The following is an 18963-nucleotide window of genomic DNA, read 5'->3' as shown; positions in this document are numbered from 1 at the left end:
TGAGGCGATATGTCCGATCATCACGAGGCGGTGCAAGTGCGGATATCAGGCAGGGTCCAAGGTGTCGGCTTTCGCATGTGGACTCGCGATGAGGCGCTGCGGCTCGGCGTAACGGGTTGGGTGCGCAACGAAGCGGACGGATCTGTCTCCGTCTTGATCGCTGGAGCGGATAATGCGATTTCGACGATGATCGAGCGTTTGAGGCGCGGACCTGCAGGGGCATCGGTCTCAAGCGTCGAGACGGAAGCGGCTCAGCTCGAGAATATGCCGAGGGATTTCCGCATTACCGGCTGAGAGCGTCAAATCCTCGAGAGAGAAAATACGCCACGGGCGATCAGCCCCAATCCTTCGAACTCTTGGCCAGCTGCCATACGCCGGTCTCATCCGGCTCTACGCGCTTGTTGCCGCGGTAGAAGATCGGCAGCCCTGTTTTCTTGTCCATGGCAAAGCGGCTTGGCGTGAATTTTTCGCCCTCGTGGCCCTGGATGGCGAGGTTGAGCGCTTCCTTGAACTTGCCGGCCCTGCACAGGTTGGCGAAGAGAGTTTGATCCATCTTTTGCTCCGGCATCCTTTCAGTCTCGTGCATTGCCTGCCAGCCTCTGCCGACGCGGTCAACCGTAAACGGTGACCGGGGCACCTTCCGATCAAGATTCGGCCATGGAGTACGGCAAGACGCAGCAGCGGGGCTTTTGTTTTTATGATGATCACCCCTATATCAGCAACGTCCTTCCAGCGATTCCCTTCCGGAGCTTCTCATGTCTTCCTATGATTACGACCTTTTCGTCATCGGCGGTGGTTCCGGAGGCGTGCGCGCTGCGCGCGTCGCCGCCTCGCTCGGCAAGAAGGTGGCGATTGCCGAGGAATATCGCTATGGCGGGACATGCGTCATCCGCGGCTGCGTGCCGAAGAAGCTCTTCGTCTATGCTTCGCAATTCCACGAGCACTTCGAGGATGCGGCGGGTTTCGGCTGGACGGTCGGCCGAAGCAGCTTCGACTGGAAGAAGCTGGTGGCCGCCAAGGATGCGGAGATCGCGCGGCTGGAAGGCCTCTACAAGAAAGGGCTCGCCGGCGCCAATGCCGAGATTCTGGAAACGCGCGCTGAACTCGTCGATTCCCATACGGTGCGGCTCGTGAAAACAGGGCAGACGGTGACGGCTAAGACGATCGTAATCGCCACCGGCGGACGCCCGAACCCGCATGTCGCGCTTCCCGGACACGAGCTTTGCATTTCTTCCAACGACGCATTTCATCTCGAGGAACTGCCGAAATCGATCGTGATCGCAGGCGGCGGTTACATCGCCGTGGAATTCGCCAATATCTTCCATGGCCTCGGCGTGGCGACGACACTGATCTATCGCGGCGCCGAGATCCTGTCCCGCTTCGACGAGGATCTAAGGCGGGGGCTGCACGAGGCGATGGTCGCCAAGGGCATCCGCATCCTCTGTCATGACACGCTGCAGCAGGTTTCGAAGACCGACGATGGGCTGGTGCTGGAGACGCTGAACAGCGGCACGCTGCAGGCCGATGTCGTGATGCTTGCGCTCGGGCGCGATCCGAATGCGGAAGGCCTTGGCCTCGAGGCAGCCGGCGTCGCCATCGACGAGCGCGGCGCCATCATAGTCGATGATTATTCCCGTACAAACGTAGAAAATATCTATGCTCTCGGTGATGTCACCAATCGGGTACAGCTGACGCCGGTGGCGATTCACGAGGCGATGTGCTTCATCGAGACCGAGTACAAGAACAATCCGACCCGGCCGGACCATGACCTGATCCCCACCGCCGTCTTCTCACAGCCCGAGATCGGCACCGTCGGCCTGTCGGAAGAGGAGGCAGGCAAGCGTTATGGCGAGCTCGAAGTCTACCGGGCCCAGTTCCGGCCGCTGAAGGCGACGCTTTCGGGCCGGTCCGAGCGGATGATCATGAAGCTGATCGTCGATGCGGCGAGCCGCAAGGTGGTGGGGGCTCATATCCTCGGGCACGATGCCGGTGAGATGGCGCAGCTGCTCGGCGTCACGCTCAAGGCCGGCTGCACCAAGGACGATTTCGACCGGACGATGGCGCTGCACCCGACCGCGGCCGAAGAGCTCGTCACCATGTATGCGCCGAGCTACCGCATCCGTGATGGGCAGCGCCTCTGAGCCCTGTTAACTGGTGATGCGCGGCGCGCGGATGACTTTGAGGAAAAGCGCCTTCATCGCGTCGGCGATGCCGTCGGTCGGCGTGACTTCGAAATAAAGGCCGGGCGAGGCGCAGGCCTGCATTTTCGTCGGTATCTCGCTCTGGAAGGGCTTGATCCAGGTGTTGTACCAGTTGTTGCTGGGCAGCGGCAGGTAAGTGGTATAGAGCACGGCGATCTTGACGCCTCGGTCCTTCAGCGGCTTGCAGAAAGACGTGTCGATCGGCTCCTGGCAGCGACCGCCGGTCGTCTTCTTGGTACATGTCGAGGGCTTGTAGCTGTCGCCGACGCCGTCGGCGACGAAAAACAGGATTTTTTCAGGGCTGATATTCGAGGTTCCGTCGCCCGCGGGGTCGATGATAGTGTTGATCTGCGTCATCGCGCTGTCGAAGCTCGTGAGCTGGTCACTGTTGTAATTCTGGTAAGGAATTGTCATCAGGTCGACCGCGTCGGTATAATTCTTGACTTTTGTCAGGTCGGAGGTGAGGCCGGAAATCGTCGTCAGCTTCGCGTCCTCGGCCTTGGTGCCGAAAGTGTAGACACCCATCCGAAACTGATCGCTGCTGACGCGCTCGGCCTTGGCCGTATCGGTCAGCGCCTGGGTAGCCTGGCGAACCACGTCGATGCGCATGGTGACGCCGAGGCTCTTGGCTATGGTGTAGTTGTTGGTGCTCTGGTCCATCTGGTGACAGGCGAAAGCGCAGCCGGTCTTGGCTTGCAGCTTCGAAACGTCGGTTGCGGTCGCGCCGACGCCCATGGAAGGCGTGTTGTCGAGCAGGATGTAGAAATCCATGAAGGCGGCAGTCTGGTATTCAGCTGTCGCCGTGCCGGAGATGGTGATCGAATCCCGGCCAAAAATGCGCATGAAGGTAGTCGGCACGGTCGCGGTGAAGGAAACTTGCGAGTTCAGCTTATTGGCGGACTTGGTGACGTCGATGCCGAGATCGATATGAATGTCGGTCAGTTCACCCGACGTCTGCGACATGAAGATGTTGCGGGCGTCGGTGTTGCCGAGCGAGACCGTGCCGTTGCCGTTCATTGTCATTGCGGCGGCGACCGCGCCCGATTTTTCGGCGATCGAACCGACGGCCGCAGCATCGGCGGCGGCGTAGAGCTGCGTTCTCAGGCTCAGTGCATGGGCCACATCCACCGCCATGCCGGCCGCACCCACGAGCGGCACCATCAGCAATGCCGTCATGATGCCGAAATTGCCCGAGCGGTCCAATATGAAGCCGGGCGGAAGGATCGCCATGACATGTCCCCGAATTGAAACTCCTTCAGCTTCTACATGCAAAGTCTGAAATATGGGGAAATCGACATGGTATATGCTGGTTTAAAGCTTCCGGTGATTGGCCTTTGCAAGCTTGATCTAAAGGTCTATAAGCCGCCGGATATTAAGACAGGGCATCCGAGGAATGGATGTGAGTGAGGTTGATAAAATGGCAGAGAACTGGACCCCGAGCAGCTGGCGGCAGAAACCGATCCTGCAGGTTCCCGAATATCCCGATGCAGCCGCTTTGGCGGCAACAGAGGCCACTCTCGCCAGCTATCCGCCGCTCGTCTTCGCAGGCGAAGCGCGCCGCCTGAAGAAGCATCTCGCCAATGTCGCTGAGGGCAACGGTTTTCTGCTGCAGGGCGGCGACTGCGCCGAGAGCTTCGCCGAACACGGCGCCGATAACATCCGCGACTTCTTCCGCGCTTTCCTGCAGATGGCCGTCGTGCTGACCTTCGGCGCGCAGCTGCCGGTCGTCAAGGTCGGCCGCATCGCCGGCCAGTTCGCCAAGCCGCGCTCGTCGAATGTCGAGAAGCAGGGCGACGTGACGCTGCCCGCCTATCGCGGCGACATCATCAACGGCATCGAATTCACCGAGGAGTCGCGCATTCCGAACCCGGAACGCCAAGCCATGGCCTATCGCCAGTCGGCCGCGACGCTGAACCTCCTGCGCGCCTTTGCGATGGGCGGTTACGCCAACCTCGAAAACGTGCATCAGTGGATGCTCGGCTTCGTCAAGGACAGCCCGCAGGGCGAGCGCTACCGCAAGCTTGCCGACCGCATCAGCGAAACCATGGATTTCATGAAAGCGATCGGCATCACCTCGGAAAACCACCCGAGCCTGCGCGAGACCGATTTCTTCACCAGCCACGAGGCGCTGCTGCTCGGCTACGAGGAAGCGCTGACCCGCGTCGATTCCACCTCCGGCGACTGGTATGCCACGTCAGGTCACATGATCTGGATCGGTGACCGCACGCGCCAGGCAGACCATGCGCATATTGAATATTGCCGTGGCATCAAGAACCCGATCGGCCTGAAATGCGGCCCGTCGCTGCAGGCCGATGATCTGCTGCAGCTGATCGACATTCTGAATCCCGCTAACGAAGCGGGCCGTCTGACGCTGATCTGCCGCTTCGGCCATGAAAAGGTCGCCGAAAACCTGCCGCGTCTCATTCGCGCCGTCGAGCGCGAAGGCCGCAAGGTCGTCTGGTCCTGCGACCCGATGCACGGCAACACGATCACGCTCAACAACTACAAGACCCGTCCCTTCGAGCGAATCCTGTCGGAAGTCGAAAGCTTCTTCCAGATTCACCGCGCCGAAGGCACACATCCCGGCGGTATCCATGTCGAGATGACCGGCAAGGACGTGACGGAATGCACCGGCGGCGCCCGCGCAGTCACAGCCGACGATCTGCAGGACCGCTACCACACCCATTGCGACCCGCGCCTCAATTCCGACCAGGCGCTCGAACTCGCCTTCCTGCTTGCCGAGCGGATGAAGGGCGGCCGCGACGAGAAGCGCATGGTCGTCAACGGCTGAGGATAGCCCGAAACAGATGATGAAAAAAGCCCGGCTCGACCGGGCTTTTTATTGGCTTCAGATGCTGGCCTGAACGCTGTGCAGGTTGGCGTAGACGCCTCCTTGCGCCATCAAATCATCATGCGTGCCCTGTTCGACAATGCCATCGCCCGTCAGGACCAAGATGCGGTCGGCGTGGCGGACGGTCGACAGGCGGTGGGCGATGACCAGGGTGGTCCTGCCATTCGCCAGACTGAGCAGCGCCTGCTGCACCGCCCGTTCGCTCTCGTTGTCGAGGGCGCTGGTCGCTTCGTCGAAGATCAGGATTTCCGGATCTTTGAGGAAGGCGCGGGCGATGGTGATGCGCTGGCGCTGGCCGCCCGAAAGCTTGACGCCGCGCTGGCCGATATCGGTGTCATAGCCGTTCGGCAGAGCCATGATGAAGTCGTGCGCATTGGCGGCGCGGGCGGCCGCTTCGAGCTCGCCATCGGTCGCGTCCAGCTTGCCGTAACGCAGGTTTTCCGCAACGGTGCCGGCAAAGAGATAGACGTCCTGCTGCACCACCCCGACATGGCGTCGCAGCGAAGCCAGAGTGACGTCGCGGATATCGGTTCCGTCGATACGGATCGCCCCAGCTTCGACATCGTAGAAGCGCGGTATCAGCGCGCAAAGCGTGCTCTTGCCCACTCCAGAAGGGCCGACCAGCGCGACAAACTCTCCGGGGGCGATGGTGAGGGAAAGCCGCTCCAGCACCCTCGGACCATCGGCTTCGTAGCCGAAGGCGACGTCGGAAAAACTGATCTCGCCCCTTGGCGCCGGCATCGGACGGGCGTCCGGTCGATCGGTGATATCGGGATCGATTTCCAGGATCTCCATGGCCCTCGTGAAGCCGGTATAACCCTCCTGCCAGAGGCGCACGAAATTCGCGAGCCGCTGCACGGGATCGACCAGCACGCCGACGCAGAGCAGGAAGGTCAGCATATCCGGGACGGTAAGGTCCGCAGTCAGGATGCGCAGGCCTCCTGCGATGATCACCAATATGGTGACGAGCTGGGCAAAGGTTTCGGTGCCTACCGAAAACCAGGCCTCGCTGCGGTAGCCGTCGGCGCGGCTTTGCAGGAAACGCTGGTTTTGTGCGGCGAAGCGCTGCCGTTCCAATGCTTCGTTGGCGAAAGACTGGACGACACGGATGCCGGCAAGCGCATCCTCGACACGCTCGTTAACGGCGGCGACCTGGCGCTTGCTGGCTTCGAGCGCATGGTTCATGCGCCGGTTGAAATAGAGTGCATAGGCCACCGCCACCGGAGTGAGCAGCAGGATGAGGGTTGCCAGCAGCGGGTCGATGAAGAACAAGACCAGCATGGCGCCGCCATATTTCAGGACGGCAATGGAGAGATCCTCGGGGCCGTGGTGAAAGAGCTCGCCCAGCCAGAGGGAATCGTTGGTGATGCGGCTCATCAGCTGCCCGGTGCGTTGGCCATCGTAGAAGCTGAAGGACAGCTTCTGGTAATGCTCGAAGAGTTCCTGCCGCACCGTCGCCTCGATGCGGGCCCCCATGACATGGCCGCGATAATCGACGAAGAAAATCGCCGCTATCTGGACCGCGAGAACGGCCAGCATCACACCGCCCATGGCAAGGATCTGAGCGAAGGCGTCGGGGGCATCCGGCAGAGCCAGAAGCCGGCTTGTGACGATGTTGGCACAGAGGGGCAACGCCACGGCGGTGGCGGCCACGAGGATGGCGCAAAGCAGATCCGCCAGCAGCAAAGGCAGATGCGGGCGGTAATAGGAGATGAACTTTCGCATACGCGACCAGCGCCGCTCGCGTTCAGCGGCGTTCGAATCGTCGCGGAAGAAGTTCAGGAAGGGGTTATGGCGTCGCGAGCTTTTCCTCGCGCGAGAGAATTGCGTGTGCATGAAGCAGAATGTCCTTGTGGGCGATGTTTCCTTTCTGTCTGGACAGGGTCGCTCTCATGTCAGTCTCCCGGCGGTTGAATAAATTGAGCCATCAGTATCATCGAGATCAGCGTCCGGTTCAACGCGGTGACGAGAGGAGATCGGCGGGTGTGGTCAACGGGCAACATCCGGCGACCGCCGGCCAATCGTGAACGCTTCAAGATTTCTGATCGCTTATTCAGGGGAATGGATTTGACGACGAGGTCTCGTGGCCGCAAGTTTCTCCAGGAGCGAGGAGAGAGCTATCATGAGCGAACAACATCTAGGCGGCTGTCTTTGCGGCGCCGTGCGATTTTCAATTCGGGCAAAGCCCGGGCCTGTTGTCGGTTGCCACTGTTCGCAATGCCGCCGCCAGACGGGACTTTATTATGCTGCGGTCAACGTGCCGCGCGCGGCGCTTTCGGTGGAAGATCCCGGCGCAGTCCGGTGGTATCGGTCGAGCGGCGAGGCGCAACGCGGCTTCTGCGGCAATTGCGGCTCCGCGCTGTTTTGGCAGGGGGATGAATCGCTGGAAGTTTCGGTCCTGGCCGGAGCCTTCGATGAACCGAGTGGCCTTGCCTTCAGCCATCACATTTATTGCGCCGACAAGGGTGATTTCTACGAGATAACGGATGGCCTGCCGCAATATGACAGGTATCCACCCCGTTGATTTGAGGATGCCCCGCATCAGGTCTTGGCTGCGAGCGCGGCGCTGAGACGAGCGACGTCTTCGCGCAGCGCCGTCAGCTCCGTCAGGACGCGCATATCGATCTTCTGGTGCAAGGAGAGCACTTCGAGTTCGGCCTTGAGATTGACTTCGTAGTCCTTGGCCGCCTCGAAGCGGTCGCGCTCGGCCTGACGATTCTGCGACATCATGATGATCGGCGCCTGGATGGCGGCGAGCATCGACAGGATCAGGTTCAGGAAGACGAAGGGGTAGGGATCGAAAGCGCCACTCGCCAAAACGATGGTGTTGATCGCCGTCCAGACCACGAGGAAGGCCAGGAAGCCGAGGATGAACGACCATGAGCCGCCGACACGGGCGATGCTGTCGGCGATACGTTCTCCAAAAGAGGCCTCGGCAGAAAAGGCGGCGTTGACGTCGGTCGAGATGATCTTGCGCTCGTGCGCTTTCGCCAGCACGCGCTTTTCCGTGTCGCCGAGTTCGTCGGCCGGTTTGTCGAAATGATGGTGCACGAAGTTCGAAAAGTTATTCATGGCCTGTTTCCAATGACCGTTATGGATGCTGCCGCGTTCGTGCGCCAGTATTCCGCTCCGCCGGTAAATTGCAATGCATCGGTGCCGTAAGCCTCCAGCAGGCCTGTTCACAAAAAATTCGTGAGCCGGATGCAACGCTTTGGCCGCGAACGTGTTGCGGTAACGGGAGCCGCAGGCTAAACAAATGACATGACACAGGAAAACGCTCTCTCCGATATCTTCCGCATCGCTATCGGCCAGCTCAATCCGACGGTCGGCGATGTCGCCGGCAATCTTGCCAAGGCACGTGAAGCACGCGCTGATGCGGGCCGAGAGGGCGCGCATCTGCTCGTGTTGACCGAGCTTTTCATCTCCGGCTACCCGCCGGAAGATCTGGTGCTGAAGCCGGCCTTCATCCGTGCCTGCTGGAAGGCGGTGGAAAGCCTTGCGGCCGACACCGCCGATGGCGGGCCGGGCGTCATCATCGGTTTTCCCCGGCAGGACCAGACCGGACGCTATAATTCCGTCGCCGTACTCGACGGCGGCAAGGTAATTGCTGTGCGCGACAAGGTCGACTTGCCGAATTACGGCGAGTTCGACGAGAAGCGGGTCTTCGTGCAGGGGGCCATGCCGGGGCCGGTGAATTTTCGTGGTATCAGGCTCGGCATTCCGATCTGCGAAGATATCTGGGGTGATCTCGGCGTTTGCGAGACGCTGGCCGAAAGCGGGGCGGAGATCCTGCTGTCCCCGAACGGGTCTCCTTATTATCGCGGCAAGGTCGATATCCGTCACCAGGTGGTACTGAAGCAGGTGATCGAGACCGGCCTGCCGCTGATCTATGCCGCCCAGCTCGGAGGGCAGGACGAGCTCGTGTTCGACGGGGCGAGCTTCGCCTTCAATGCCGACAAATCGCTCGCCTTCCAGATGAGCCAGTTCGAGACGGCACTTGCTGTGACGACGTGGAAACGTGGGGAAGCCGGCTGGCGCTGCGCCGAAGGACCAATGGCGCGTATTCCCGAGGGTGAGGAGGCCGATTATCGCGCCTGCCTGCTCGGCTTCCGCGACTACGTCAACAAAAACGGTTTCAAAACCGTCGTTCTCGGCCTTTCCGGCGGCATCGATTCGGCGATCTGCACAGCGATCGCGGTCGATGCTCTCGGAGAGGAGCGGGTGCGAACGGTGATGCTGCCCTATCGTTACACCTCGGAAGATTCACTGAAGGATGCAGCCGACTGTGCCAAGGCGCTCGGCTGCCGCTATGACATCGTACCGATCGAGCAGCCAGTAACCGGCTTCAGCAGCGCGCTGTCCAACCTCTTCGAGGGAACGGAGAGCGGAATCACCGAGGAGAATTTGCAGAGCCGCGCGCGTGGCGTCATCCTCATGGCGATCTCCAACAAGTTCGGCTCGATGGTGGTGACGACGGGCAACAAGTCGGAAATGTCGGTCGGCTACGCCACGCTGTATGGCGACATGAACGGCGGCTTCAATCCGATCAAGGACCTCTACAAGATGCAGGTCTATGCGCTGGCGCGCTGGCGCAACGAGAATGTGCCGCCGACTGCGCTCGGGCCGTCGGGTGAGGTGATCCCGCAGAATATCATCGACAAGGCACCCTCGGCCGAGCTTCGCCCGGACCAGAAGGACCAGGATTCGCTGCCGCCCTATCCCGTTCTCGACGATATTCTCGAGTGCCTGGTGGAGAAGGAAATGGCGGTCGAGGAGATCGTCGCGCGCGGCCATGACGTCGCCACCGTCCACCGCGTCGAGCACCTGCTTTATCTTGCCGAATACAAGCGCCGGCAATCGGCGCCGGGCGTGAAGATCACCAAGAAGAATTTCGGGCGCGACCGGCGCTATCCGATCACCAACCGGTTCCGGGATCGCTAGCGCAATCGGGATCGCTAGCGCAATCGGGATTGCTGACGCGATCGTGATCGCTGACGCAATCGAGATCGCTGACGCAAGCGACATATCAGGGAGGCAACATGCGCAGCTCGGTCGAGATCTACAACGTCAGGACGGGCAGAGCTCGCGAGGTCTGGCAGACGGACAGGTTGGTGGAAGCGCCGAATTTCTCGCCCGATGGTTCCTATCTCCTGCTGAACGGCGACGGGCTGCTCTTCCGGCTGCCGCTCGATGGCGGCGAGGTGGTTCAGGTCGATACCGGCTTTGCCGTCAATTGCAACAATGACCACGGCATTTCGCCTGATGGCACTGAGATCGTCATCTCGGACAAGACGGAATTCGGCAAGTCGACGATCTACATCCTGCCGGTCGAAGGCGGCACGCCGCGGCTCATCACCCAAAACCAGCCGTCCTATTGGCATGGCTGGTCACCGGATGGCCGCCAGCTCGCCTATTGCGGCATTCGCGACGATCTTTTCGACATTTATACGATCTCCATCGACGGCGGCGTCGAGACGCGGCTGACGCATGGCGAAGGCCGCAACGACGGGCCGGATTATTCCGCCGACGGCCAATGGATCTATTTCAATTCCAGCCGCACCGGGCTGATGCAGATCTGGCGCATCCATCCGGATGGCACAGGCCTCGAACAGGTGACGTCGGACAATCAGGGGAACTGGTTTCCCCATCCATCGCCCAAAAACGACAAGGTGCTGATCCTGTCCTACGATCCTTCGGTCTTCGACCATCCGCGCGATCTCGACGTGCGGCTGCGGCTGATGGATATGGACGGCGGCAACCTGAAGACGCTGTTCGAGCTTTTCGGCGGGCAGGGCACGATCAACGTGCCCTGCTGGTCACCTGATGGTGACGAGTTTGCCTATGTCAGGTATTTTCCGGCGGCTTAAGCCGCTGCCGCTCGGCGCCGCCTGCGAGCGGCGTCCGCCAGATCTTCCAGCACACTCACCGACATATCCCAGTCAATGCAGCCATCGGTGATGGACTGGCCGTAGACCAGCGGCTTGCCGGGAACGAGATCCTGGCGGCCGGCAACGAGGTTGCTTTCGATCATCATGCCCTTGATGTGGTGATTGCCCGCGGAGATCTGTCCGGCGACGTCCTTGACAACCCGTGGCTGGTTCATCGGATCCTTGCTGCTGTTGGCATGGCTGGCGTCGATGAGGATGCGCGGGGTGACCCCGAGTTTCAGGCATTCCGCTGTGACGGCTCCGACATCGGCCGCCTCATAATTCGGCCGCTTGCCGCCGCGCAGAATGATGTGGCAGTCCTCATTGCCCTTCGTCGAAGCGATTGCCGCCTGTCCGTCCTTGGTGACGGCCGGGAAGTGGTGCGGTTGTGAAGCGGCCAGGATCGCGTCGATCGCGACGCGAGCGCCTCCGTCGGTGCCGTTCTTGAAGCCGATCGGGCAGGAGAGGCCGGAGGCGAGCTGGCGATGGATCTGGCTTTCGGTCGTGCGCGCGCCGATCGCGCCCCAGCTGACGAGGTCGGCAATGTATTGCGGCGTGATCGTGTCGAGGAACTCGACGCCGGCGGGAAGCTCCATGGCATTGATGTCGAGCAGCAGGCGCCGGGCAATGCGCAGCCCTTCCTCGATGCGGTAGCTGCCGTCGAGATGCGGGTCGTTCATCAAGCCCTTCCAGCCGACTGTGGTGCGCGGCTTTTCGAAATAGACGCGCATGACGATTTCCAGATCACTGGAGAAGCGCTGTCGCTGCTCGGCCAGCCGCGCGGCATACTCGCGTGCAGCAACCGGATCGTGGATGGAGCAGGGGCCGATGACGACGATCAGGCGGTCGTCTTCACCCTCGAGAATCTCATGGATCGCGTGGCGGTTGCTGGTCACCGTCTCGCTGACGGCGGCGGTTCGGGGGATTTCCGCGATGACATCGGCGGGTCTGGTCAGCGGGGTGATCTCGAGAATACGCAGATCATCGATGGTGTCGGGCACGGCATGGCTCCTGTTTGGTCATACCGTGCGGAACAGAAAAGCCGCCAGGTAGACTAGCGGCTGTTCGGGTTGTCGTCGCGTTGAATTCAGTTACGCACAGACCCGCATCCGCTGGAAGCAGCGGTACGAATAAAATCGCGAGGAGGCGTAGGCTGAAGTCGTCGACATTCCGCGTATGTAGCGTCGCGGCCGCTCATTGTCACGCAAAATTTGCGAGGCGAAATCACGGGTTCGCCTCTTTAAGGCTGACGTGCCGACGCTTGCCTCCGTTCCGATTTCCTGAAATAGATGCGCCGTCAGGTGCCCGCCCTCGAGGCGGGAGAATCGGGAATCCGGTGCAAGGCCGGAACGTGCCCAACGCTGTAAGGCCGACGTCTGCCGCTTCATCACGCCACTGGCTTTGCCGGGAAGGCTGCGGCAGATGGATGAAGCCGAGTCAGAAGACCGGCCTGGCGAGATAGACCCAACCCGCGCGGACGGCGGGCGGTTGCGTTGTTGGGGATTTGACGATGCGACCCTCTTATGCGGATGCCCTTTCGGCGGCATCCGGTTTTTCCATGGCCGAACGTGAAGCCGTCTATCACGCAATCATGACGCGGCGTGACGTGCGCAGCCAGTTCCTGCCCGATCCCTTGCCCGACGATGTCGTGGCGCGGCTCCTGACCGCCGCCCATCATGCGCCGTCGGTCGGCTTCATGCAGCCATGGAATTTCATTCTCGTGAAAAGTGCAACCGTCCGCACCCGCGTGCGCAACGCCTTTGCCGTGGCCAACGAAGAGGCAGCTTCGATGTTCGAAGGCGAGCGGCGGCAGGCCTATCGATCCCTCAAGCTCGAAGGCATCGTGGAGGCGCCGCTCGGCATATGCGTAACCTGCGATCCCACCCGCGGCGGCAGCGTGGTGCTGGGACGGACGCACAATCCGAGGATGGATTCCTATTCGACCGTTTGCGCCATTCAGAATCTCTGGCTCGCGGCCCGCGCCGAAGGGGTCGGCATCGGCTGGGTCAGCATCTTTCATGAAGGCGACCTGAAAACAATTCTCGGCATACCGGAGCATATCGAGGTGGTCGCCTGGCTCTGCGCCGGCTTTGTCGACCGTCTTTATGACGAACCGGAACTTTCGGTCAAAGGTTGGCGGCAGCGGCTGCCGCTCGAGGAACTCGTTTTCCACGACGGATGGGGACGCAACGACCCGTAGCAATTACTGCTGCTGTGGTTGCGGACCCGGCGTCGCCGGATTGGCAAGGTCGATCGAACCCTGGTCGCCGGCAAGGAATTGCGGGCCGACCTGACGAACCTTGTTCTGCGTGGGGTCGTAGGGACGTTCGGCAACGGATGGCTGCGGCGGGGCTGATGCTGCCGCAGTATCTTTCGTCGGCGGTTTAGTGCGGACCGTCGTGATCGAGCCCTGCTGCGGCGGTTCGCTCAGGGCCTGCTTGCCGCGCATCTCCTCGTAATAGGCGGTGAGATTGCAGGCGCAGGAATTTTTCTCGCCAGGCGCGCGGTTCTTGTAGACAAAAGCGTTCTTCATGGCGCTATAGGGCGCGCCCGTTGCGACCGAGATCATGTTCGAGGAGTCGGTGCTGGTCACGTCGCGATAGAAGAGCTCGGTTTCAATGCCGGGGCACATCTTGGCGCAAGTCTGGGCATCGCGGCCGAAATCCACCGAACTGGTATTTGAGCTAATCGGGAAGAAGCCACCGTCGCAGCTGCGCACGCAGATGGTGCTGATCGGTGAAAACATTTCGGCCCTCGGCAGGCCGTAACGCAGATCGGTCTCTTCACCGCCGCCGAGCGGAATGAAGGTATCGGTGCGCATCGCCTGTTCCTCGACACTCGGGGCGGGGTCGTCTGCGCTACGCTCGGTCGGGGCATAGAAATTGTCGCTGTTGCAGCCGTTGCGTTCGAGTGCCGCCGTCAATTCTCGGCGCGCGTCGTCAGTGCCGTCGCCCTGGTTGCGCAGCTCGTCGCGGCGCTCCTGGAGATAACGGATATTGTCGATCATCCGGGCTTCGGCGTCAGAGAGTTCGGCGCAAAAATCGGCGTTGTCACTGCCAATCACGACCATGCTGCCGGAAGTGCATCCGTTATTGCGCAGATCGTTGCGGACCTTGCGCAGCTCGAGGTTCTGCTCGGCCATGGCATTTGCATATTGGCGCGCTTCCGGCCCGTTATTGCTACCGATCGATCGTGGCAGGTCGGCAAGGCGACCGCGCAAGTCGTTGCAAATAGCGCTGGTCTGTGCTGCGGCCGGTGATGCCAGCGCAAGCATAAGAGCAAGAGACAGATTTCGGCGTTTCACGGCGTCGTCCGGGAATGAGAAAGTGTCGATCGGTCAAAGGTGGCGTCCATCCGCCGTACCTTGTCTCTTAACGTGTTTCTCTTAATAAGCTTGGATCAATTCCTAGCGCATTTTCGAGATTTTATCCAGAAGATGCGGGTATTCTTCCGTGAGGTAAGTCGGCACTCGTTGCATCCGGAGGCGGACACTGAGCCGTCACCAGCAGTTCCCTTCTTCATCCGAATTGTTATTCTCGGCGCTCGTTCCCGCGGGGAATTGGTTTCACTGAGGATAAAGCGATGCGCTACATGCTGATGCTGCATGCGGACGAAACTGCCGGGAGGTCCATAGCGCCTCAGGACATGGGGCGCTTCATGTAGCAGATGTATGCCTATCAACAAGCGCTGGAGAAGGCGGCAGCATTTGTCTCCAGCAATGCGCTCGTCAGTTCCTCTGAGGCCAGTCTCGTTCGTGTTCAAGGAAACGAGGTCAGCGTTTTGGACGGCCCTTATGCCGATGTTCGCGAACAGTTCGGTGGGTACTTTATCATCGACGTCGCCGATATGGACGAGGCCAACAAATGGGCGGCACGCTGTCCTGCCGCGACCTGGGGAACGGTTGAGGTTCGTCGCATCAGGGATGCGTCGGAATATGCGGGATGACGGTTTCTGGTTCCAGCGTTGCCCGAGGTGTAGCAGAGCGGGTGGCGCGCGAGAGCTATGGACGACTCGTCGCTTACCTTGGCGGGCGTTTGGGTGATATCGCGTCCGCGGAGGATGCGCTCGCGACGGCTTTCCTCACGGCTCTCGAAAAATGGCCTGTCGATGGCGTGCCCGACAACCCCGATGCCTGGCTGTTGACCATCGCGCGCAGGCGCAAACTCGATGACTGGCGCAAAGACAAAGTGAAGGCGAAGAGCGCCGATCATCTTGCCCTCGTTACCGAGGAACTCTCGGCCGCGGCGGAAATGGACGAGGAGATTGCGGACAGGCGACTAGCGCTCATGTTTGCCTGCGCACATCCTGGCATCGATGCGTCGGCGCGAACGCCGCTGATCCTCCAGACCGTGCTAGGCCTGACCGCTGCGGACATCGCCGCGCGGTTTCTCGTCTCTCCGAAGGCCATGGGGCAGAGGCTTGTAAGAGCCAAGGCGAGGATCAGGGATGAGAAAATTCCGTTCCTCGTGCCGGAAAAGGAGGAACTGTCGGACCGCCTGCCGCCAGTACTCGCCTCCATCTACGCCGCCTATACCAACGGGTGGATGGACGTCGACGGGGCGGAAGCGCTTGGACATGAGGCAATCTGGCTTGCAAGCGTGGTCGTATCCCTGCTTCCGCAAGAGCCGGAACCGAAAGGTCTTCTCGCGCTGATGCTTTATACGGAGGCGCGGCGATCGTCTCGCAGAGGCCCCGATGGCGCATTCGTATCGCTGGACAGCCAGGATGTCGGGCTTTGGGATCATGAGCAATTGCGCCTCGCTGAAGGTCTCCTCAGAGAAGCAAATGCAAACGGTCCGACCGGCCGCTACCAAATCGAGGCGGCCATCCAATCCGCTCATGTCGCGCGCCGTTTGAGCGGCATCTTAAACTGGCAGGCCGTGATTTCCCTCTATGACGTGCTGGGCAGGATTGCTCCGTCGCCCGTCGTGACGCTCAATCGGTCCGTGGCTCTCATGCGGATAGGGCAGGCAGAGGCGGCTCTTGCTGACATACATGCGCTTGCCGGGGATCTGCGAATGGCCGACTACCTGCCGTACTGGACGGCCCGCGCGCAGATTTGCGCCGATCTAGGCAGGCTTGTCGAGGCGGCGGAAGCTTTCACGGTCGCTATCGGATTGTGTTGGTCGGAGGCAGAACGACGCCACCTCGAAGAACAGCGCTCGAAAGTTTTGTATTGACGCGAGCTTTTTTTGCGCGGCCAGTCGAAATCGAGAACTCCTGCACGACATCCACTTGTCCAACCAAGGAGTACGACATGACCACCACTTCAATAATCGTCCAGAGCATCTTCGCCTCCGCCACCGTTTCCAACTTTGACGAGGCGCTCGTCTGGTATGAGAAGTTCATGGGACGTCCCGCAGACAGCAAACCGATACCGGGCATGGCTCAGTGGCGTAATATGGGCGAAGCCGGCCTGCAGGTCTGGAAGGATGACGAACGCGCCGGCAACGGGATCATAACGATCGTCGTACCCGAGCTCGAGGTTGAGCTCGAAAGGCTTTCGCACCAGGGCTTGCAACCCGCCAACAAAATCGAAGGCGACTTTGGGCGCGTGGCTCAGATATTCGACGGTGAGGGCAACCGGATCAACCTGGCCGAGCCTCCCAAACGATCTGCGAACAACTGACTTCGCCGTCTCCAGACCATTAAGCCTTTGGCCCAGAGCAATTTGGGCCAAGACCGGTGATAACTGAATGGCACGGAAGCGGCTGCCAGACCATCAAACACCCTTGGAGCGCGCCATTTCAGCGCGCATCCAGCTTGAGTCTCCCCATGTCGAGAGCCAGATCATCAGGTCGGTGAGCGCGGCGACGACTGGCACAAGCAGGGCGTGGCCGATGCCGCGTTTCGTCTGGTTGCTCTCAGCCTCCCTGAGATGCGCCAACTCCTCTTGCTGGATCGAGGCGATGAGGCCGTGAAGCTCCCGATCACGGGTCGTGAGGAAGGCCAGTTGATCTTCGAGATGGCGGTGAACCGTGCTCTCGACCGCCTCGGTGCAGATCCAGACCATGTTGCGTCCACCGAGGGCCGTCAGCAAACCGAGTAGATAACCGCCGAGGCTCCAGAATGCCATGACGCGGCATGGTCTGGCATTCCTGGATGGCATCGCGTCGTGAAACAGGCGGCAATGCTCGATCTCGTCGTTCCGCATTTTGCGAAGTACTGGCACGATATCAGGAAACAGCCGAGCGGCCATCCAGATCTGCGTTCCGTAGATGCGAATTGCGCCGAATTCGCCGGCGTGATTGACCTTGAGAATGCGGCGAACGGTTACGGCATGATCGCGCTTGCCGGCGCTGCTCAACGGATTGTCCATGGCGCTGCCCCTCACAGTTTCCCATCGGCAGTAGGCGCTTTCGGTGCCACCGTCGTCAATAGTTGACACGAGGGAACGTGCAATTCCAATGTCGGCTTCGGGTGGCCGTCGCAAACCGCGCAGGTCAGGGCAGGGGCGCAGCGAAGGCGAAAATGGCAGGCATTTGCAAGGAGCTAAGCTCCCCCACAACGACGGCCCCGACAGCCCAACACGGTCTCCACGTCTTCGTGGATGGTTGTTATGACCCCGGTTCCGGGCACGGAGGCTGGGCCTTTGTCGCCTATCGCGATTCTGTGGAAATCGCGTCCAGCTTCGGCGGTGTGCGTGAGTCCGCCAATAATTCGATGGAATTGACCGCCGTCTTGCAGGCAGTCATGTGGATCAGTAGCGATGCAACGGGCGAAGCCGCGACCATCTGGTCGGATTCGATCTATGCCGTCAAAGGCTGCAACGACAGGCGGCACATTTGGAAGAACAACGGCTGGAAGAAAAACAATCCGAATGGGAACGCCCGCAGCCGGGCAATCGCTAATGCGGAACTCTGGAAAGCGGTCGATCTTCAGCTATCCCGGAACGCCCTCGTAACCATTGCCTGGTGCAAGGGCCATTCCGGCATATCAGGCAACGAACGCGCGGATGAGCTTGCGGATGGAGGACGGCTGTCGATACGGGGCCCGTGATATGGGGATATCCACTGGCTGCGGATGCCTGGGATGGCACGGCGTCAAAACTCCACGCGGCGCCATTGCATCAGGGCACAAGGCCGCCGCCAGAGATGGCATAAATGCACCCTTCAGTGATTTCCGGTTTATGTCCAAGTTTCAGCATCAGCTAACGGCGTCATCGAGGCCGATCAGGCTTGAAGAATGTGCCTGCGCGTCAGCTCCATCAGACCATCGGTATCGCGTCGCTCTATCGCATCGACCATCTGCTGATGTTCGCGGCCGGATTGCTCGATGCGGGCGCGCGTTCGCCACTGCGACACCGGCGCGGAGGATGTCCGCTGGCGAATTTCCGTGATCAGCTCCACGAGTTCCTGGTTGCCTGCGAGAGCAAGCAGATGGCGGTGGAAGGCGAGATTGGCTTCGTAAAGTTCGAGCGTGGTGCCGTTCAGCACCAGATCGTCGAAGCGTGAAGCCAGAACCCGCAACTTCGCAATATCTGCCTCGCTCGCATTCGCGACGATGCGGTCGCTGACGGCGACTTCGAGGATGACGCGAATGTCGCTGACCTCCCGGGCGCGGCGCCCGTCTTGCTCATGGACGTGGTAACCACGATTGGGGACATGCTCCACCAGTCGCTTCTGCACCAACCTGTCGAGAGCTCTGCGGACCTCGGGCCGCGTACAGTTATACCGCCTTTCGAGATCGATCTGCTTCAGCCAGGTTCCGGGCGGGAGACGGCCGGCAAGGATATCCTGGAGAATGAGTTCGGTCACATCGGAGGTTTGCGGCTCTTGTGCTTGCGCCGTCGCTCCGCTTTCCAGCGAATTCATGCAATTCTCCCCAGCCCGATTTCGGCGATGACTATCATAGCTCTCCCCCGGCCAACAACGAGGCCGATTGACAGCGTCGAAAAATATTCCAGCTCATGGCTTGCGTGCCCGATTTAATTGGAGCATAAAATTGGCGCCAATTTGATTACCATTATATGAGGCGGGTTGTA

General features: G+C 60.6%; 19 protein-coding genes and 1 riboswitch. Of the genes, 11 read left to right on the top strand and 8 right to left on the bottom strand.

Annotation, left to right across the window (positions count from 1 at the left end; translation table 11 throughout):
• Positions 1–9: 9 nt before the first annotated feature.
• Positions 10–294, top strand: a complete 285-nt coding sequence (locus tag NMA58_RS10905; protein ID WP_183700147.1) for an acylphosphatase — start codon at positions 10–12, stop codon at positions 292–294.
• A gap of 40 nt (positions 295–334) precedes the next feature.
• On the opposite strand, the gene NMA58_RS10900 is transcribed toward NMA58_RS10905, so the two are convergent.
• Positions 335–553: a hypothetical protein gene (locus tag NMA58_RS10900; protein WP_041678876.1), complete on the bottom strand. Its 219-nt coding sequence runs from the start codon at positions 551–553 to the stop codon at positions 335–337.
• A 202-nt stretch (positions 554–755) separates the two neighbouring features.
• Here NMA58_RS10900 and gor point away from each other — a divergent pair, with 202 nt between their 5' ends.
• Positions 756–2141 (top strand): glutathione-disulfide reductase, encoded by a 1386-nt coding sequence (gene gor, locus NMA58_RS10895; RefSeq protein ID WP_183700149.1) that lies wholly within the window; start codon positions 756–758, stop codon positions 2139–2141.
• A 6-nt stretch (positions 2142–2147) separates the two neighbouring features.
• Here the strand turns inward: gor and NMA58_RS10890 are convergent, their stop codons facing one another.
• Positions 2148–3431, bottom strand: a complete 1284-nt coding sequence (locus NMA58_RS10890) for a pilus assembly protein TadG-related protein (protein ID WP_434713307.1) — start codon at positions 3429–3431, stop codon at positions 2148–2150.
• Between the two features lie 187 nt (positions 3432–3618).
• Between NMA58_RS10890 and NMA58_RS10885 the strand changes: the two genes are divergently transcribed.
• Positions 3619–4992: a class II 3-deoxy-7-phosphoheptulonate synthase gene (locus NMA58_RS10885; RefSeq protein ID WP_183700154.1), complete on the top strand. Its 1374-nt coding sequence runs from the start codon at positions 3619–3621 to the stop codon at positions 4990–4992.
• A 57-nt stretch (positions 4993–5049) separates the two neighbouring features.
• On the opposite strand, the gene NMA58_RS10880 is transcribed toward NMA58_RS10885, so the two are convergent.
• A complete protein-coding gene (locus tag NMA58_RS10880; RefSeq protein WP_434713306.1) occupies positions 5050–6888 on the bottom strand; it encodes an ABC transporter ATP-binding protein in 1839 nt (612 codons plus the stop codon).
• A 286-nt stretch (positions 6889–7174) separates the two neighbouring features.
• On the opposite strand from NMA58_RS10880, the gene NMA58_RS10875 reads away from it, so the two are divergent.
• Positions 7175–7576, top strand: a complete 402-nt coding sequence (locus NMA58_RS10875; protein ID WP_183700158.1) for a GFA family protein — start codon at positions 7175–7177, stop codon at positions 7574–7576.
• A 17-nt stretch (positions 7577–7593) separates the two neighbouring features.
• Here NMA58_RS10875 and NMA58_RS10870 read toward each other — a convergent pair whose 3' ends face one another.
• Positions 7594–8124, bottom strand: a complete 531-nt coding sequence (locus NMA58_RS10870; RefSeq protein WP_430959020.1) for a DUF1003 domain-containing protein — start codon at positions 8122–8124, stop codon at positions 7594–7596.
• A gap of 189 nt (positions 8125–8313) precedes the next feature.
• Here NMA58_RS10870 and NMA58_RS10865 point away from each other — a divergent pair, with 189 nt between their 5' ends.
• Positions 8314–9993: an NAD+ synthase gene (locus tag NMA58_RS10865; RefSeq protein WP_434713305.1), complete on the top strand. Its 1680-nt coding sequence runs from the start codon at positions 8314–8316 to the stop codon at positions 9991–9993.
• Between the two features lie 98 nt (positions 9994–10091).
• Entirely contained in the window at positions 10092–10919 is an 828-nt protein-coding gene (locus NMA58_RS10860; protein ID WP_434713304.1) for a TolB family protein, read from the top strand.
• Here the strand turns inward: NMA58_RS10860 and NMA58_RS10855 are convergent.
• On the bottom strand, positions 10916–11980 hold the full coding sequence (locus NMA58_RS10855; RefSeq protein ID WP_434713303.1) for a 3-deoxy-7-phosphoheptulonate synthase: 1065 nt from the start codon (positions 11978–11980) through the stop codon (positions 10916–10918). The genes NMA58_RS10860 and NMA58_RS10855 overlap by 4 nt on opposite strands.
• Positions 11981–12261: 281 nt before the next feature.
• A riboswitch (cobalamin riboswitch) is annotated at positions 12262–12447 on the top strand.
• 42 nt (positions 12448–12489) lie between these two features.
• On the opposite strand from NMA58_RS10855, the gene bluB reads away from it, so the two are divergent.
• Positions 12490–13179, top strand: a complete 690-nt coding sequence (bluB, locus tag NMA58_RS10850; RefSeq protein WP_097599189.1) for a 5,6-dimethylbenzimidazole synthase — start codon at positions 12490–12492, stop codon at positions 13177–13179.
• A 3-nt stretch (positions 13180–13182) separates the two neighbouring features.
• Here bluB and NMA58_RS10845 read toward each other — a convergent pair whose 3' ends face one another.
• Positions 13183–14283 (bottom strand): DUF2865 domain-containing protein, encoded by a 1101-nt coding sequence (locus NMA58_RS10845; RefSeq protein ID WP_434713302.1) that lies wholly within the window; start codon positions 14281–14283, stop codon positions 13183–13185.
• A 362-nt stretch (positions 14284–14645) separates the two neighbouring features.
• Here NMA58_RS10845 and NMA58_RS10840 point away from each other — a divergent pair, with 362 nt between their 5' ends.
• From NMA58_RS10840 to NMA58_RS10830, 3 genes are all read left to right on the top strand, one after another.
• On the top strand, positions 14646–14924 hold the full coding sequence (locus tag NMA58_RS10840) for a YciI family protein (RefSeq protein WP_434713301.1): 279 nt from the start codon (positions 14646–14648) through the stop codon (positions 14922–14924).
• Positions 14921–16159 (top strand): RNA polymerase sigma factor, encoded by a 1239-nt coding sequence (locus NMA58_RS10835; RefSeq protein WP_434713300.1) that lies wholly within the window; start codon positions 14921–14923, stop codon positions 16157–16159. The genes NMA58_RS10840 and NMA58_RS10835 overlap by 4 nt, the downstream gene beginning before the upstream one ends.
• A 77-nt stretch (positions 16160–16236) precedes the next feature.
• Positions 16237–16608, top strand: coding sequence for a VOC family protein (locus NMA58_RS10830; RefSeq protein ID WP_183700175.1), 372 nt, complete (start codon positions 16237–16239; stop codon positions 16606–16608).
• A gap of 93 nt (positions 16609–16701) precedes the next feature.
• Here the strand turns inward: NMA58_RS10830 and NMA58_RS10825 are convergent, their stop codons facing one another.
• On the bottom strand, positions 16702–17298 hold the full coding sequence (locus NMA58_RS10825; protein ID WP_434713299.1) for a demethoxyubiquinone hydroxylase family protein: 597 nt from the start codon (positions 17296–17298) through the stop codon (positions 16702–16704).
• A 152-nt stretch (positions 17299–17450) separates the two neighbouring features.
• Here NMA58_RS10825 and NMA58_RS10820 point away from each other — a divergent pair, with 152 nt between their 5' ends.
• Positions 17451–17978 carry a ribonuclease H family protein gene (locus NMA58_RS10820; RefSeq protein WP_434713298.1) on the top strand — a complete coding sequence of 176 codons (528 nt, stop codon included), beginning with the start codon at positions 17451–17453 and terminating at the stop codon, positions 17976–17978.
• 173 nt (positions 17979–18151) lie between these two features.
• On the opposite strand, the gene NMA58_RS10815 is transcribed toward NMA58_RS10820, so the two are convergent.
• Positions 18152–18793 carry a GntR family transcriptional regulator gene (locus NMA58_RS10815; RefSeq protein WP_085778371.1) on the bottom strand — a complete coding sequence of 214 codons (642 nt, stop codon included), beginning with the start codon at positions 18791–18793 and terminating at the stop codon, positions 18152–18154.
• Between the last annotated feature and the right edge of the window lie 170 nt (positions 18794–18963).

This window comes from Rhizobium sp. YTUHZ045 (assembly GCF_051124255.1).
Classification (GTDB): Bacteria; Pseudomonadota; Alphaproteobacteria; order Rhizobiales; family Rhizobiaceae; genus Rhizobium.
The sequence above is the reverse complement of the archived record's forward strand: the minus strand, read 5'-3'. Positions and strand labels throughout refer to the sequence as shown.